This is a genomic window from Novosphingobium sp. 9U (assembly GCF_902506425.1).
In the GTDB taxonomy this organism is placed as follows: domain Bacteria; phylum Pseudomonadota; class Alphaproteobacteria; order Sphingomonadales; family Sphingomonadaceae; genus Novosphingobium.
This window is the reverse complement of record NZ_LR732469.1, coordinates 1,041,356-1,055,748: the sequence shown is the minus strand read 5'-3', so window position 1 is coordinate 1,055,748 and position 14,393 is coordinate 1,041,356. Positions and strand designations below refer to the sequence as shown.

The 14,393-nt window shown below is 66.9% G+C and carries 14 protein-coding genes; 9 read left to right on the top strand and 5 right to left on the bottom strand.

All coding sequences use genetic code 11. From position 1 onward, the window contains the following. Positions 1-62 precede the first annotated feature (62 nt). The 4 genes from folP to GV044_RS04790 all read right to left on the bottom strand — a co-directional run bounded on the left by folP (position 63) and on the right by GV044_RS04790 (position 4,313). A complete protein-coding gene (folP, locus tag GV044_RS04805; protein ID WP_159866149.1) occupies positions 63-1,169 on the bottom strand; it encodes a dihydropteroate synthase in 1,107 nt (368 codons plus the stop codon). A gap of 343 nt (positions 1,170-1,512) precedes the next feature. Next, the gene (locus GV044_RS04800; RefSeq protein ID WP_159866147.1) at positions 1,513-2,646 is read right to left on the bottom strand and encodes a site-specific DNA-methyltransferase; all 1,134 of its coding nucleotides are present in this window, start codon (positions 2,644-2,646) and stop codon (positions 1,513-1,515) included. Between the two features lie 165 nt (positions 2,647-2,811). Next, entirely contained in the window at positions 2,812-3,723 is a 912-nt protein-coding gene (locus tag GV044_RS04795; RefSeq protein WP_159866145.1) for an oxidoreductase, read from the bottom strand. Then, on the bottom strand, positions 3,720-4,313 hold the full coding sequence (locus GV044_RS04790) for a ribonuclease HII (RefSeq protein ID WP_159866143.1): 594 nt from the start codon (positions 4,311-4,313) through the stop codon (positions 3,720-3,722). The genes GV044_RS04795 and GV044_RS04790 overlap by 4 nt, the downstream gene beginning before the upstream one ends. Positions 4,314-4,375: 62 nt before the next feature. On the opposite strand from GV044_RS04790, the gene GV044_RS04785 reads away from it, so the two are divergent. The 8 genes from GV044_RS04785 (at position 4,376) to GV044_RS04750 (ending at position 10,966) form a co-directional block, all read left to right on the top strand. Next, the gene (locus GV044_RS04785) at positions 4,376-5,554 is read left to right on the top strand and encodes a PQQ-dependent sugar dehydrogenase (RefSeq protein WP_371741570.1); all 1,179 of its coding nucleotides are present in this window, start codon (positions 4,376-4,378) and stop codon (positions 5,552-5,554) included. 41 nt (positions 5,555-5,595) lie between these two features. Then, positions 5,596-6,111 carry a GNAT family N-acetyltransferase gene (locus tag GV044_RS04780; protein WP_159866141.1) on the top strand — a complete coding sequence of 172 codons (516 nt, stop codon included), beginning with the start codon at positions 5,596-5,598 and terminating at the stop codon, positions 6,109-6,111. 228 nt (positions 6,112-6,339) lie between these two features. Next, on the top strand, positions 6,340-6,885 hold the full coding sequence (locus GV044_RS04775) for a DUF1285 domain-containing protein (RefSeq protein ID WP_159866139.1): 546 nt from the start codon (positions 6,340-6,342) through the stop codon (positions 6,883-6,885). Beyond that, positions 6,882-7,475, top strand: coding sequence for a CoA pyrophosphatase (locus GV044_RS04770; RefSeq protein WP_159866137.1), 594 nt, complete (start codon positions 6,882-6,884; stop codon positions 7,473-7,475). Before GV044_RS04775 ends, GV044_RS04770 begins: the two co-directional genes overlap by 4 nt. Continuing rightward, complete coding sequence (locus tag GV044_RS04765; RefSeq protein ID WP_159866135.1) at positions 7,468-8,643, top strand: CCA tRNA nucleotidyltransferase; 1,176 nt, start codon at positions 7,468-7,470, stop codon at positions 8,641-8,643. The genes GV044_RS04770 and GV044_RS04765 overlap by 8 nt, the downstream gene beginning before the upstream one ends. Before the next feature lie 180 nt (positions 8,644-8,823). Continuing rightward, the gene (locus tag GV044_RS04760) at positions 8,824-9,444 is read left to right on the top strand and encodes a TIGR02281 family clan AA aspartic protease (protein WP_159870873.1); all 621 of its coding nucleotides are present in this window, start codon (positions 8,824-8,826) and stop codon (positions 9,442-9,444) included. 68 nt (positions 9,445-9,512) lie between these two features. Next, on the top strand, positions 9,513-10,664 hold the full coding sequence (locus GV044_RS04755) for a lysozyme inhibitor LprI family protein (protein ID WP_159866133.1): 1,152 nt from the start codon (positions 9,513-9,515) through the stop codon (positions 10,662-10,664). Between the two features lie 119 nt (positions 10,665-10,783). Beyond that, entirely contained in the window at positions 10,784-10,966 is a 183-nt protein-coding gene (locus GV044_RS04750; RefSeq protein WP_159866131.1) for a hypothetical protein, read from the top strand. A gap of 34 nt (positions 10,967-11,000) precedes the next feature. Here the strand turns inward: GV044_RS04750 and GV044_RS04745 are convergent, their stop codons facing one another. Continuing rightward, complete coding sequence (locus GV044_RS04745; RefSeq protein ID WP_236554703.1) at positions 11,001-12,539, bottom strand: VWA domain-containing protein; 1,539 nt, start codon at positions 12,537-12,539, stop codon at positions 11,001-11,003. A 253-nt stretch (positions 12,540-12,792) separates the two neighbouring features. Here GV044_RS04745 and GV044_RS04740 point away from each other — a divergent pair, with 253 nt between their 5' ends. After that, positions 12,793-14,391 (top strand): DUF4153 domain-containing protein, encoded by a 1,599-nt coding sequence (locus tag GV044_RS04740; protein WP_159866127.1) that lies wholly within the window; start codon positions 12,793-12,795, stop codon positions 14,389-14,391. Positions 14,392-14,393: the final 2 nt, after the last annotated feature.

Below are 14,393 nucleotides of genomic sequence, written 5' to 3'. Positions count from 1 at the left end.
TGGACACAAGGCAGGTGCCATGTTCATCCGGGAGAAATCGGTGGTTCACCCGAGGTTTAGCATCAGGGTAGCTGGGCGAAGTCCGTCAGGGCTGCATCGCGCAGGCCACGCCAAACCCGGATGGCCTGCACCGTCTCGAACACGTCATGGACGCGCAACAGGTGCACTCCGGCATCGAGCGCCCTGAGCGCCAGGGTCAGCGACCCGCCCAGTCGCTGATGCGCCGCCGCTTCGTTGGAGAGAGCGCCGATCATCCGCTTGCGGCTCGCGCCGACCAGCACGGGTTGGCCTAGGGCATGGAACAGCGGCAGCGCGTTCATCAGCGCGAGGTTGCCGGCAATCGACTTGCCGAACCCGATGCCGGGATCGAGGATGATGCGATCGCGCGCGATGCCGGCAGCCAGAGCGGCGTCGCGCTGCGCCTCAAGCCAATCGAACACGTCGAGCACGACATCGGCGTAGTCGCCTCCACCGTGCAAGTCTTCGCCCTCACCCGGCGCATGCATCAGCACGACCGGTGCGCCGGACCGCGCGGCGAACTCCAGGCTGCGCGGATCGTGGCGCAGGGCCGAAACGTCGTTGATCATGTGCGCACCGGCCGCCAGCGCTGCTTCCATCACGGCAGGACGTCGCGTGTCGACGCTGATCGCGGCGCCCATGGCGGCAAGCCGCTCGACGGCGGGAACGACGCGCTTGATCTCGTCGCCTTCCCAGACCGCGGCGGCGCCCGGACGAGTGGATTCCCCGCCGACGTCGATGATCGCGGCGCCAGCCTCCAGCATCGCGGCGGCGTGCTCACCCGATGCTTCGGGACTGTCGAGGAACTGCCCGCCATCGGAGAAGCTGTCCGGCGTGACATTGAGGATGCCGAGCACTTGTGGCTGGTCGAGCCGCACCGTCCGCGCTCCCAGCGCTAGCGGCGCATGGACCTTGCGGAAAGCTGCGTATTGCGCCTCGCCTTGCTCGGCCAAGTCGTCTGGCAAGGCGGCGAGCGCGGAGACCAAGTCGCTCGCCGAGACCCGCTCGTGCGATATGACACAGCCATTCTCGCGCACGATCAGTGCGAAGCGGCTCGCCCAGACGAGCGACCCGCCCAGACGCACCGCTTCGCCATGCTCGCTCTGCGGGCTCTCGGCGAATGCGATCGGACGGATGTACAAACGGCGCAAGACAACGGCTCCCACAAGGACTCGTCATCCCCGCAAACGCGGGGATCCATCTCGAGCCCTATCCTGTTCCGCAACGATCGGAGATGGAATCCCGCGTTCGCGGGAATGACGAATATCATTTACGAGCGCGAGCAACGAGCATCATGCCTATCAAGCTGCCAGAGCTTGCACAGCCGCGCATCGGGTGTGACTCAGAAAAACTTACCGAACGGATCGATGCTTTTCACCATCGCGAGTAATCGATCTAGGCGCTCCAGGAACTCGAGATCACGATCACGTGCGGCCGCCAGCTGCAGCTCAATAGCCATCAGCTCTTGGAGGACCTGATTGGAAAGCTCTGGCCTCAAGGCTCCGTCGCCAGGATGTAGAGCTGCCGGATCGCGTCGATCGGCTTCAACTCGCCCTCATGCTGCAAGTGCCAGAAGGTCCAGCCATTGCACGATGGCGCGCCCTGCAGCGCCGAGCCCAGGCCGTGGATCGACCCACCTTGCGTGCCGCTCACCAGCGAGCCATCGGCGCGCACCGTTGCCGAGTACCGGCCCGTGCGGTCGGTCAGCACCGTGCCGGGCGCGATCCAGCCCGTCTCGATCAGCGTGCCGAAGGCGACCTTCGGCGCGGTGCGCTTGCTCTGCATCGTCTTGAGCGCGCTCTCGTCCAGAGGCAGCGCCATCTCGATACGTTCCAGCGCGGCTTCGCGGTAGGTGCCCTCACGCTCGCAGCCGATCCATTCGCGCCCCAGGCGCTTGGCGACCGCGCCACTGGTGCCGGTGCCGAAGAACGGATCGAGCACCACGTCGCCCTTCTCGGTCGTCGCCAGCATCACGCGGTAGAGTAACGCCTCGGGCTTCTGCGTCGGATGCACCTTGTGCCCGTCCTTGCGCAGCCGCTCAGGCCCGCCGCAGATCGGCAGCACCCAGTCCGAGCGCATCTGCAGCTCGTCATTCAGCGTCTTCATCGCACGATAGTTGAAGGTGTACTTCGCCTTCTCGCCCATCGAAGCCCAGATCAGCGTCTCGTGCGCGTTGGTGAAGCGCGTGCCCTTGAAGTTGGGCATCGGGTTGGCCTTGCGCCAGACGATGTCGTTCAGGATCCAGAAGCCGATGTCCTGCAGCATTGCGCCGACGCGGAAGATGTTGTGGTACGATCCGATCACCCACAGCGAGCCGTTCGGCTTCAGCACGCGGCGCGCCTCCATCAGCCACTCGCGCGTGAAGCGGTCGTAGGCGGCAAAGCTGTCGAACTTGTCCCAGGCCTGCGTCACCGCATCGACATGGCTGCCGTCGGGCCGCGCCAGATCGCCGCCGAGCTGCAGGTTGTAGGGCGGGTCGGCGAAGACCATGTCGACGCAGGCATCGGGCAGTGAGCGCATTGCTTCGATGCAGTCGCCGTCCAGGATTTGGCCTAGCGGCAGCAGTTCGCGCGGGATCGGCGCGGGCGCTTTTGCCCGAATGCGCTCCCTTGTCAGAACCTGTCCCATGCTTGGCTCCACTCGTCTGGTTGAGCGCCTAGGATGAGTCCTCATGGACTCGCCGTCAAGCGGCGACTCGCCGGAAAAGCTGGAGTTTGGATGCGAACGGAACGAGTCCGACGCAAGATGTCGAGTCTTTGTGCGGGTTTGCAGCGCTAGATGTAGCGGTGAAATTTATTTGCCGCTGAGCGGATCCACCCCGGTCAGCTCGACCGACAAGTTCCACAACCGCTCCGCTGCAATGGTGTCGCGTGCCTTGTCCTTGCATCGTGCAAGGCCGGAGGGACCCGCCGCCCCGCGCAGCCGCTGCGGACCATAGTACTCTCCGCCCTGGACTCCGGACGCCGTGGCCGCTTGCAAAGCCGGCCAGGCCCCCTGCTCGGCCGAGTTGAGGACCATGGTCATCACCGGCCAGCTCAGGCGTGCGATCGCCGGCAAGTGCCGCACCAGCTCGGTCGCGGCGATGCCCGGATGGCAGGCGATCGCCTTGAGCGGAGAGCCCGCCGCGCGCAACCGCCGATCGAGCTCGAAGGCGAACAGCAGGTTCATCAGCTTGCTATCTGAATAGCGCTGAGTGCGGCTGTAGGAGCGGTACGCGTCGATGTCGTCCCAGTCGATCTTGCCGCCGCCATGCGCCAAACTGGAGGTTACCACGACCCGGCTGCCGGGCGTCTGCGCCAGCTTGCCGAGCAACAGCCCGGTCAGGGCGAAGGTGCCCAGATGGTTCACCCCGAACTGCAGCTCATGTCCTTGCACCGTGCGCTGGAGCGGCGGGAACATGACGCCCGCGTTGTTGAGGAGCACGTCGACGCGCGGCTCCCAGCCGATGATCTCTGCCGCATCGCGCACGCTGCCAAGGTCCGCCTGATCGAGCGGCACGAAGGCGAGGTCGGCGCTGGGTACTGCATTGCGGATGCGCGCCATGGCGTTCTGCGCCTTGTCCCGGTCACGGCAGGCGAGCAGCACGCGTGCGCCGCGCTCTGCCAGGACGTGCGCGGCGGCAAAGCCGATGCCGGTGTTCGCACCGGTCACCACCACGCACTTGCCGCGCTGGCTGGGGACGTCCTTCGCCGTGAAGCCGCTCATGACAATGTCTCCAGTTCCAGGCTCAGCTGCGACACCGGCGCGAAGCTGCGGCGATGGTGGGGTGTGGGGCCGTGGCGGCGCAGCGCGGTGAGATGCTCGGGCGTTCCGTAGCCGGCGTTGCGCTCCCAGCCATAGTGCGGATGCGCCTCTGCAAGCTCGCGCATCAGGCGGTCGCGGTGCTCCTTGGCGATGATGGAGGCGGCCGAGATACACGGCTCGATTCCATCACCACCGACGATCGGGCGTGCCTGCCAGCACCACTCGGGACGGCGGCCGGCAGGCGTCAGGTTGCCGTCGATCAGCACCTCGCGCGGCGTGGTGCCGAGTTGCTCGCACAAGCCCTGCACCGCCAGCGTCATCGCCAGCATGGTCGCGCCAAAGATGTTCAGTTCGTCGATCTGGTCCACTTCGACCACACCCACCGCCCAACGGCAGCGGCGCTTGATGCTCGCCTCCAGCACGGCGCGGCGATCGCGCGTGAGCTTCTTGGAATCATCGAGCCCCGCAGGGCGCGGCTTGCACAGCACGACGGCGGCTGCGACCACTGGTCCGGCCAGCGGTCCACGCCCTGCTTCATCGACGCCGATCACATAATCGGCACCGGGGTACCAGGGAGCGGGAACCGATGGTGAGTTGTGCGTTACCAAGGACTATGACCGACATGCACGGCACTGGCCGCTATCTCGCCCTAGTATCGCCCCTCGTGATCGGCCTCGCAAGCTGTGGCGCTTCGTCCTCGGGGGAAAAGGCGGTGTCTGCTCCTGCGGATGGGTTCAGGACCGAGGTCATGGGGCAGTTCGACGAGCCATGGGCGATGGACTTCGATGACGGCACCGGCATCCTGCTCGTCACCGAACGCAAGGGCGCGCTCAAGTTCCGCATTACGGACGGCAAGATCGGCGCGGTCAGCGGCATCCCGAAGGTCGCATACGCCGGACAGGGCGGCCTGGGTGATGTGGTGTTCGCGCCCGGCCAGCACCGGCCCGGCACCTCGCTCGATGGCCGCACGATCTATCTCAGCTGGGCGGAGGCTGGCTCCGGCGCCACGCGCGGCGCGGTGGCCGGTCGCGGCACGCTGGCTTGCGCGACGCCCCTTGCCTGTTCGCTGCAGGATCTCAAGGTCATCTGGCGGCAAACGCCCAAGGTGGAAGGCAACGGCCACTACTCGCACCGCATCGCGTTTTCGCCCGATGGACGGTACATGTTCGTCTCCTCGGGTGAGCGGCAGAAGTTCACGCCTGCGCAGGATCTCTCGGTCAATCTGGGCAAGGTGCTGCGCCTCAACCTCGATGGGACGCCGGCGACCGGCAACCCCTTTGGCGCCAAGGGATCGCCCTCCAACCAGATCTGGAGCTACGGCCACCGCAACGTGCTTGGCCTGGCGTTCGATGCGCAGGGGCGTCTCTGGGATCTGGAGCATGGGCCCAAGGGCGGCGACGAGCTGAACCTGGTCAAGCCGGGGCAGAACTATGGCTGGCCGCTGGTTTCGGACGGCGACAATTACGACGGCACGCCGATCCCGCGCAACAAGACCCGGCCTGACCTTGCGCAGCCCGCGATCAGTTGGAATCCGGTGATCGCGCCGGGCGATTTCATCTTCTACTCAGGGACGGTGTTCCCCAGCTGGCGCGGACAGGCGCTGATCGGCGGCATGAAGCCCAACGTGCTGGTGCGCGTCGCCATCGATGGCGAGAGCGCTCGCGAGGTGGCCCGCACCCCCGTCGAGCACCGCATCCGCGAGATCGAGCAAGGTCCCGATGGCGCGGTGTGGCTGCTGGAGGATGGCCAGGAGTCCGGAGCCGGGCGCCTGCTGAAGCTGACGCCGCAATAAACATCGACATTCGCGACCGCTGACCCTATCGGCGCGCGGCCATGTCCGAAGCCGCTATCATCCCGCTCGACAACGTCGATCCCGCCCTCGTCGAGGAGCTGCTCGACCGTGCGTTCGAGCCCGCGCGCCATCAGCGTACTGCCTACAAGGTGCGCGAGGGCATGGATTGGCTCCCGGCGCTCAGCTTCGCCGCGCTGGATGCGCGTGAGATGCTGGTCGGCACGATCCAGTGCTGGCCCGTGGCGCTGAATGCCGAGGACGGTCGCGCGCATCCGATGATCATGGTCGGCCCGGTCGCGGTGCTGCCCGAGCAGCAAGGCAGCGGCTTCGGCAAGGCGCTGGTCACCGCCAGCCTCGCCGGCATCGACGCCCGCGCACCCTTGCCCCAGGTGATGATCGGCGATGCGGAATACTACGGCCGCTTCTGGGGCTTTTCGAACGAGCGGACAGGTGGCTGGACCTTGCCCGGTCCGTTTGACCAGAGCCGCCTGTTGGTGCGATGCGACAATCCCGCGGTACTGCCGGAACGAGGTACGCTGGGTCCGTGGTTGCGATGACTTGATCCTCCCCTGGAAGGGGAGGTGTCAGCCCGCAGGACTGACGGAAGGGTGTAACCCTTTCGATCGAGCACTCCGCGAGCGGTGACACCCCTCCGTCAGCCGCTTCGCGTCTGCCACCTCCCCTTGCAGGGGAGGACCGGTAGAGCTTCCCGTTCGCTGTCAGGTTCGCCAGATCACCCGCGCGCCCCATTGTTGCCCGCCGCCCGATCTGGCATCGCCCGATCGATGCCCTACGAACCGCCTCCCGAACTCGCCAGCCTGTCCCTCGCCCAGATCGCCGAACTGGTGGAGGCGCGAAAACTCCCACCGCTCGACAAGTGGTCGCCCGAGGAGACCGGCGACAGCGAGATGCGCATTGCCGCCGATGGGCGCTGGACGCATCAAGGCGGCGCGATCAACCGTCCGGCCATAGTGCGCGCGTTCGCCTCGTTGCTCATGCGCGATGAGCAAGGGCAGCATTGGCTGGTCACGCCCGTGCAGAAACTGTCGATCGAGGTCGAGGACGCAGCCTTCATCGCCATCGACGTGCGGCAGGACGGCGATGCGCTGGCCTTCCTGCTCAACACCGACGACCTCGTGATCGCCGGACCCGACCACCCGCTGCGCGTCACTGGCGATGCGGACAACCCCGCCGTCTACCTCTCCGTCCGCCATGGCACCGAGGCGCGCCTGAACCGCAGCACCTGGGCGCAACTGGCCGAGATCGCCATTGCCGGCGATGGCACCAGCGTCGCGAGCATGGGCATGACCTTCACGCTGGTGCCGGAATGAGCGCCTTGTTCGATCGCGTGTCGGACTTGTTCGAGGCCGGCCACGCCGCCAGCCCCCCGCAGCTGTGGGTGGACCCGCGCATCCACGAGATCGAGCGCTTCACCCCCGCCGCCGTGCTGATCGCCATCACCGAGCGCGAACGGCCGGGCATGCTGTTCCTCCACCGCCCCTCGACCATGCGCGCGCATGCCGGCCAGATCGCTTTTCCCGGTGGACGGATCGATCCTGGCGAGACGCCGGTCGAGGCGGCCCTGCGCGAGGCATGGGAGGAACTCGGCATCCCGCCCGAGGTCGTACAGGTAATCGGCACCAGCGATCTCTACCGGACGGGCTCGGGATATGAGATCACACCCGTTCTCGGCGTCATCCCGGCAGACGTGGAGATCGTGCCCAACCCGGCTGAGGTCGCCAGCTGGTTCGAGGCGCCGGTCGACTTCGTGCTGGACCGCGCCAACCAGAAGCAGAAGAGCCTGGAGCACGAGGGCCGAACGCACGCGTTCATCGAGGTCGGCTGGCGTGGCCACGCGATCTGGGGCGTCACCGGCGCGATCCTGCACAACCTGGCGGGGCGGCTGCACTGGCATGGCTGAACGGCTGCCTGCTGCGCCATGGACCCAGCGGCCGGCGCTGCTCGCGCTGGTGGAGGCACTCGGCCCGGGTCACGCGCGCTATGTCGGTGGGGCGGTGCGTGACACGCTGCTGGGTGTAGCTGTCAAGGACATCGACATCGCCACGCCGCTCCTGCCCGAGCAGGTCGTCGAGCGGCTGACTGCGGCCGGCATCCGCAGCGTGCCCACAGGGATCGAGCACGGCACCATTACGGCCGTGCTCGCCGATGGTTCGGTCGAGATCACCACCTTGCGGCGCGACGTCAGCACCGACGGGCGCCGCGCCACGGTCGCCTTCGCCTCAGATTGGCGCGAGGATGCGGCCCGGCGCGACTTTACCATCAACGCGCTCTATGCCGACCCGCTCACCCACGAGATCTCGGATTGGTTCGACGGCCTGGTCGACCTCTCGGCTCGGCGCGTGCGCTTCATCGGCGATGCACGCGAGCGCATCCGCGAGGATCACTTGCGCATTCTGCGCTACTTCCGCTTCCAGGCGCGCTTCGGCAGCCTCCCTGCGGATAAAGAGGCGGAAGCCGCGTGCAGCGAACTCGCCTCGACGCTGAAGGGCCTCTCGCGCGAGCGGATCGGCATGGAGACGATGAACCTCCTTGGTCTGCCCGATCCGGCGCCCACGATCGCGCGCATGGCGGACCTCGGCGTACTGGCACAGATCCTCCCCGAAGCGCGAGCCGAGGCGCTGGCAGACCTCATCGCGCAAGAGCAGGCCGAGGGCATCGCGCCCGATCCCCTGCGCCGCCTCGCCGCGCTGCTCCCGCCCGAGCCGGTGCTGGCAGAGCATGTCGCCGCCCGCTTCCGGCTCTCCGCCGCGCAGAAGAAGCGCGTGGTCACCGCGGCGTCGCGGACAGAGCCGGACGATGAGCCGCGAGCCATCGCCTATCGCCTCGGCCGCAGCGAAGCGCTGGACCGGCTGCTCATCGCGGGTAGATCGGCCGCGCCGCTTGAGGGCTGGGACATCCCTCAGTTCCCGCTGAAAGGCGGCGAGATCGTCGAGCGCGGGATCAAGGCTGGGCCAGAGGTCGCCCGCACCCTTCGCGCGATAGAGGAGCGCTGGATCGCGGAAGGGTTCCCGGATCGCGAGCGGGTGCTGTCGATGCTGGATGAGACGGTAGGCACAAGCGAGCGCTAGGGCCGTACCCTCACCTCGTCAGCCCCGCGAGAGCGGGAATGGTGAAGGTGCGGAGGTCGGCGGCATGCTGCCCGCAGGTGCAATTTTGGGCCTGGCATCCTACATCACCCCTACAGCAAGCAGTCAGCTTGCCCGTGCTAGAGCAAACCAGTGGATTTCCCCGGCCTCATCCAATTCCTCATGCAGCAGCCGCTGCTCGCGCTAGCGATCGTCTCGATTCTGGTGGGGACGGTGGGCGGCATGCTGCGGCGTCCGCTGCCGATCCTCGGCGGCTTCGTGCGCGGTGTCGGCAATCTCGGGCTCGTCGCGGCTTTGCTGCTGACGATCGCGCAAGTGACGCGCTTCACCACCGGCAACGATCTCGCGCTGCCACAGCTTGGCTTGCCCGCACAGTCGGTCGAGGGTGGAGAGACGCGCGTGCCGATGGACGGCGATGGGCACTTTTGGCTTACCGCGCGCCTGAACGGCGTCGAGGGACGCTTCCTGATCGACACGGGCGCCACCCTCACCGCGATCTCGCCCGCCATCGCCGAAGCCGCAGGGCTCAAGCCCAAGCCGCTGCCGCAGGCGGTGATGATGCGCACGGCCAACGGCACCATCCAGGCCCAGCTCACCACGGTGGACGAGCTGCGCTTCGGCAACGTCGTCGCGCGCGATCTCGACGCTGTCGTCGCCCCCGGCCTGGGTGACGCGAACGTCATCGGCATGAACCTGCTCTCGCGCCTGGCGAGCTGGCGAGTGGAGGGCCGCACGCTGATCCTGGTGCCGCACCATCCTCAAGATGGCGGCGAAACCGGTTAGCCTCGCCGCTTGGATGGCCGGTGCAGGCATGCGAGAAGCCCGGACCGGATCGAGGAGCAGGTGTCGACATGCTGAAATTTGGTGCCGCCGCGGCGCTTCTTGTGTCTGCCGTGCTATCCCCAACACACGCCACGGCAGCTGCCCCGCAACAGCCCAGCTTCGCGTGCACGGCGGCGCGCACGCAAGTCGAGCAGGCAATCTGCGAAGATGCAGACCTCGCCGCCGCGGACCGCAAGATGGCCGAGCTGTTCGCGCTGGCGAAGACGAGTGCCTTCGGGCGCGGACCGTCGAACCAGCTTCCTGCGCAGCGTGAGGCTTTGCGCACGATCCGCGCGTGTGGCACGGCAGGCAAAAGCATACCGCTGAAACGCTGCATCGCCGCGGCTTATGCCACGCGCAATGCCGAGCTCGCCGTCGCCGTTCTCGTCGCTTCGCCCGATACCGCCTTGCCCGTGCTGCGGCAGCTCGATCCCGGCGCCGCGCCCCTGCTGGAGGCGACGGCGCTCTGGGCGGCCGAGCCGGTGGATGCGGACTGGTCGGCGGCGACACGCCGTGGCGCGCGGGCCACGATCACCCGATTGCTGCGCCCCTACATGGCCGCGATGCAGAATGACGAAAACCAGTCGTTCGGCCGCTCGATCCTGACCGAACCCGGCGCGGACGGCGTCGCCGTGCGCAGCGTCGACGACCTGTTCGTGTCCGACCGCCACTTCGCGAACTTCCTCAACGTGCTCGGCCCGTACCTTCCGGAACTCGATGCCGGGTCGCTGCTGACCAACGATCGTCGCACCCTGCCCTGCGCTGCCATCGTCCGCCATCCCGCCTTGCTGCAGGCAACCGGACCGGTGTTCGGCTCGACCATGGACAACTTCGTCCTTGATGCCGATTGCGAGCAGACCCTGCCGCCCACGCCTGCGCTGACCGCGCTCTCGGACAAGCTGCTGAAGGCCTGGCCCGAGTGCGACGGCACGATCCGCTTCGCCGCATATCGCGGGTTCGAGACTTCGATGCAGATGGCAAGGCTCGGGCGAGTGGAGGGTTCCAATCGCAAGTCGGTCCCAAAACGCACGGGCGTGAGTGCAGCCGAGATCGAAGCTGCGCGCGTCGAACTGGCAGCGTATTACCGGAGCTACCTCGGCCAGTCGGTCAGTACGGCGCAAGCGCTGGCGCGTTCTGCTATCGCGATGATCCTGGACGACGCGCACGAGTGTGGCGGGTGAAGCTTCAAAGGCTTCCTCGCGTTCCCTGCCAGCTAAGCCTGTCACCGTCCTGCAACGATCCTGACGCAGCGTCATCCTCGATCGAACTTAGAGGAGCCCACAGGCCCGAGCTCCACGCCGTGACCCTGCCCAAGGCTGGCGCGACGCTCGAACACGTCGGCACATACGCGATGGCGGCAGAGGGTCAGGCCGTAGACTGGGACGAGAGCGGGCCCGGCCACTTCTGGGGCATTACCCGCAAGGGCGGCGAGATGATCGAAATGCGGTTGCCCCTGGGGCGGCAGGTCGCCCTCCTACCTTGAGAGGAGAGGGCGCTAGTCAACTGAAGTGATCGCGTCAGCGGCGCAGCCCTAGCGTACCCTCTCTTGCCCCGCCGCCCCCAGCTTCAGCGAGCGTCGTCAGCTTGACGAACTCCTGCCGCCAGTAATCCGACTGCGGCCCAGCCAGCCGCGCGATGTCGGAGTAGCCGAAGCTGCCGAGCTTGGTATCGCCGCGCAGCTTCTGTCCAAAGGCGGCGACGGCGGCAGCGAAGGCCATGTCACCCTGCGGTGCGCCTGCTGCGCCGAGCGGCCCCACCACTGGCGTCTCGATCAGTCGACTGCTCTCGCCATCGGGCAGCTTGTACCGCAGGCGCACGGTGGCGAGTTCTCCGCTCACCGAGACCGGCGCAGGCGTCGAAGCGCCATACTTGCGCGGCGCGACCCAGTCGGGCTGGCCTGCAGGCACAATCTCGTAAAGCGCCGTCACCTGGTGCCCCGCCCCGATCTCCCCGGCATCGACGCGGTCGTCGGCGAAATCCTCCTCGCGCAACGTGCGGTTCTCGTAGCCGATCAGGCGGTACTGGCTGACTTCGGCCGGGTTGAACTCCACTTGTACCTTCACGTCCTTGGCGATGGTGAACAGCGTGGAGGAAAGCTCCTCGTCCAGCACCTTCCGGGCTTCCATGGCGCTGTCGATGTAGGCATGGTTGCCATTGCCCAGGTCCGCCATCGCCTCCATTATGGCGTCGTTGTAGTTCCCTTGCCCGAAGCCCAACGTAGTGAGGGTGATGCCATCATCGCGGTTCTGGCGCACCATGTCCTCAAGCCCCTTCTGGTCGGACAGACCGACGTTGAAGTCGCCGTCGGTGGCCATGACGATCCGGTTGATCCCGCCAGGTATCCGGTGTGCACGCGCCAGATCGTAAGCGAGCGCGAGCGCCGGACCGCCCGCCGTTGATCCCTCCGCCTCCAGCCCGCTCAGCGCCGCCTTGATCTCGGCGGAATCGTGGCTGCCTTCCACCAGCGTCTCGACCCAGCCAGCATACGTGATGATCGAGACGCTGTCCTGCGGACCCAGGTTGTCGGCCAAGATCGAGAGTGCCTGCTTGACCAGCGGCAGCTTGTCCGGGTCCTTCATGGAGCCCGAGACATCGACCATGAACACCAGGTTCGCCGGCGGCCGCTCTGCCCCCGCAACATCGTAGCCGCGCAAGCCCACGCGCAGCAGCCGCGTGCCAGGGTTCCAGGGCGTAGCGGCCAAGTCGGTAAAGACGCTGAACGGCGCATCGCGCGTCGCGGGCGCGGGATAGTCGTAGCGGAAGTAGTTGATCATCTCCTCGGTGCGCACCGCTGCGGCCGGCACGCTCTGGCCGCCCAGCAGCATGCGCCGTACGTTCGCGTAAGCGCCGGTATCCACATCGACCGCAAAGGTTGAGACGGGCTCGGCGGAGACCTGATGGATGGGGCTGACCTCCTTGCCGTCATAGCGCTCGCCGGCTTCGGCCGGAGCCGCTGCCTCGTCTGCCGCCGACGCTTCATAGGCCTGCTCGGAGCTGCACGCCGCCAGCATGAGGCAGACGCTCAGCGAAACGGGTACCATGGCGCGCAAGTTCATCTCGTTCCTCCACTTGGTGAGTAGAGTTAGATACAGCCATGCTTTCGGTCTGAGCAAGTCGCTTGCGAAGCTCATGCAGACAGTCGCTGTCAAATTATGTAAGTCTCTCTCGTGCGATTGGCCGAATACTGCGGCATGTGAAGCGATCTGCACAAGATCTGCACTGAATCCACGCAAGCAATTCACGCGCTCTACTTAGCGGCCTGGTCTGGCCCAGGTGCAATGTCTCTCCATCGAACAGGGAGATATCACGATGCGCCTCGCTGCCATGCCGCTGACAGCCCGTTTCCGCTGGAAACTGCTGCCCGCCGTCCTCGTCGCCGCGCTGGGCGATTGGCTGTTCTACCAGCGCGATTTCTACGCCGGCGGCTTCGGCCTCTTCGCGCTCGGCCTGCTCGCCGCACTGGTGGCGGGACGCCGCGCCATCCTGCGTGCGGGCCCCTCTTTGGCGGCAACCGCTGGGGCAGCGCTGTTCGGCATCGCGCTCCTCTACGATCCGAGCCTGCTGGCCTGGGCTCTGTTCTGGATCGCTGCCGGCATGGCCACGCTGCTTCCGGCCACCGCCCGCTTCGACGATGGCTGGCGCTGGGCGCAGCGCCTGATCTGGCAAGCCCTGCGCGCGCCCTTCGGTCCGTTGCTCGACGCAGTGCGGCTCGCCAAACTTCGCTCGGCGGGGAGGACACGCCGCACGAGCGCGCGTATCGCCTTCTCGGTGCTCGCACTGCCGCTGGCGGGAAGCGCGGTGATCCTGGCGCTGTTCGCCGCGGCCAATCCGCTGATCGAGAGCGCGCTTTCCACTCTGGTGCCGCACGACTGGAACCTGGGCACCGCCATCGCCCGCTCGATGCTGTGGAGCGTCTGCTTCATCATGGCCTGGAGCCTGCTGCGACCGAGCCTCGCGCGCCGTCTGCTGTCGAGCGTTCCGGCTATTGGCGAGCAAGGTCTGCCCGGTGTGTCTGTGGCGTCGGTCACCGTATCGCTGGTGCTGTTCAACCTGATCTTCGCCGCGCAAAACCTGCTCGACATCGCCTACTTGTGGGGCATCGCGCCGATGCCACAGCGGATGACGATGGCGCAGTATGCGCACCGCGGCGCCTACCCGCTGATCGTCACTGCGCTGCTGGCGGCGCTGTTCGTGCTCGTCGCGCTGCGTCCCGGCTCGACGACGGCGCAAGCGGCAGCGATCCGGCGATTGGTCACGCTGTGGATCGCGCAGAACATCTTTCTCGTCGGCTCCTCCATGCTGCGCACCATCGACTATGTGGAGGCCTACTCGCTCACTCGGCTGAGGATCGCCGCGCTGCTCTGGATGGGACTGGTCGCCTTCGGTCTTGCGGCGATCTGCTGGCGCACGCTGCGCGGTCGCAGCGCACCGTGGCTGATCAACGTCAACCTGGGTGCGGCCGCGCTGGTGCTGACCGTGTGCTGCTTCGTCGACCTTGGCGCCATCGCGGCACGGTGGAACGTGACCCATGCCCGCGAGGTCGGCGGCCAAGGCGCGGCGCTGGACTTGTGCTACCTTGGCGAGCTGCAGGACTCGGCGTTGCTATCGATGCTGGCTCTAGAGAGACGGCCCGGCCTGCCGACGGAGTTCGCCAATCGCGTGCGGAGCGTGCGCACGAGGGTGTACGTTGACCTCGATCGCCATCAAGCCAAGGATTGGTCGCTGCTGCGGCAATGGCGGCTGAGCGAAGCCCGGGAACGCGTCCAGTCACTTCCGGCACGCCAACTCGGTACCGGACCACGCGGCTGTGACGGCGCTTTGCTCCCCCCGCCGCCGGTGGTGGCTGCACCGCCCATCCCACACCCGACAACCACACCCACCCCTGCGTTGACAGGCAGGAGCCGCTGATG

What these genes read in the sequence shown, in the direction of transcription:
- GV044_RS04755 (WP_159866133.1), top strand. Translation starts at nt 9,513, where the DNA reads ATGCTGAAATTTGGTGCCGCCGCGGCGCTTCTTGTGTCTGCCGTGCTA.
- GV044_RS04780 (WP_159866141.1), top strand. Translation starts at nt 5,596, where the DNA reads ATGTCCGAAGCCGCTATCATCCCGCTCGACAACGTCGATCCCGCCCTC.
- GV044_RS04800 (WP_159866147.1), bottom strand. Translation starts at nt 2,646, where the DNA reads ATGGGACAGGTTCTGACAAGGGAGCGCATTCGGGCAAAAGCGCCCGCG.
- GV044_RS04740 (WP_159866127.1), top strand. Translation starts at nt 12,793, where the DNA reads ATGCGCCTCGCTGCCATGCCGCTGACAGCCCGTTTCCGCTGGAAACTG.
- GV044_RS04785 (WP_371741570.1), top strand. Translation starts at nt 4,376, where the DNA reads ATGACCGACATGCACGGCACTGGCCGCTATCTCGCCCTAGTATCGCCC.
- GV044_RS04770 (WP_159866137.1), top strand. Translation starts at nt 6,882, where the DNA reads ATGAGCGCCTTGTTCGATCGCGTGTCGGACTTGTTCGAGGCCGGCCAC.
- GV044_RS04765 (WP_159866135.1), top strand. Translation starts at nt 7,468, where the DNA reads ATGGCTGAACGGCTGCCTGCTGCGCCATGGACCCAGCGGCCGGCGCTG.
- GV044_RS04760 (WP_159870873.1), top strand. Translation starts at nt 8,824, where the DNA reads ATGCAGCAGCCGCTGCTCGCGCTAGCGATCGTCTCGATTCTGGTGGGG.
- GV044_RS04775 (WP_159866139.1), top strand. Translation starts at nt 6,340, where the DNA reads ATGCCCTACGAACCGCCTCCCGAACTCGCCAGCCTGTCCCTCGCCCAG.
- GV044_RS04745 (WP_236554703.1), bottom strand. Translation starts at nt 12,539, where the DNA reads ATGAACTTGCGCGCCATGGTACCCGTTTCGCTGAGCGTCTGCCTCATG.
- GV044_RS04795 (WP_159866145.1), bottom strand. Translation starts at nt 3,723, where the DNA reads ATGAGCGGCTTCACGGCGAAGGACGTCCCCAGCCAGCGCGGCAAGTGC.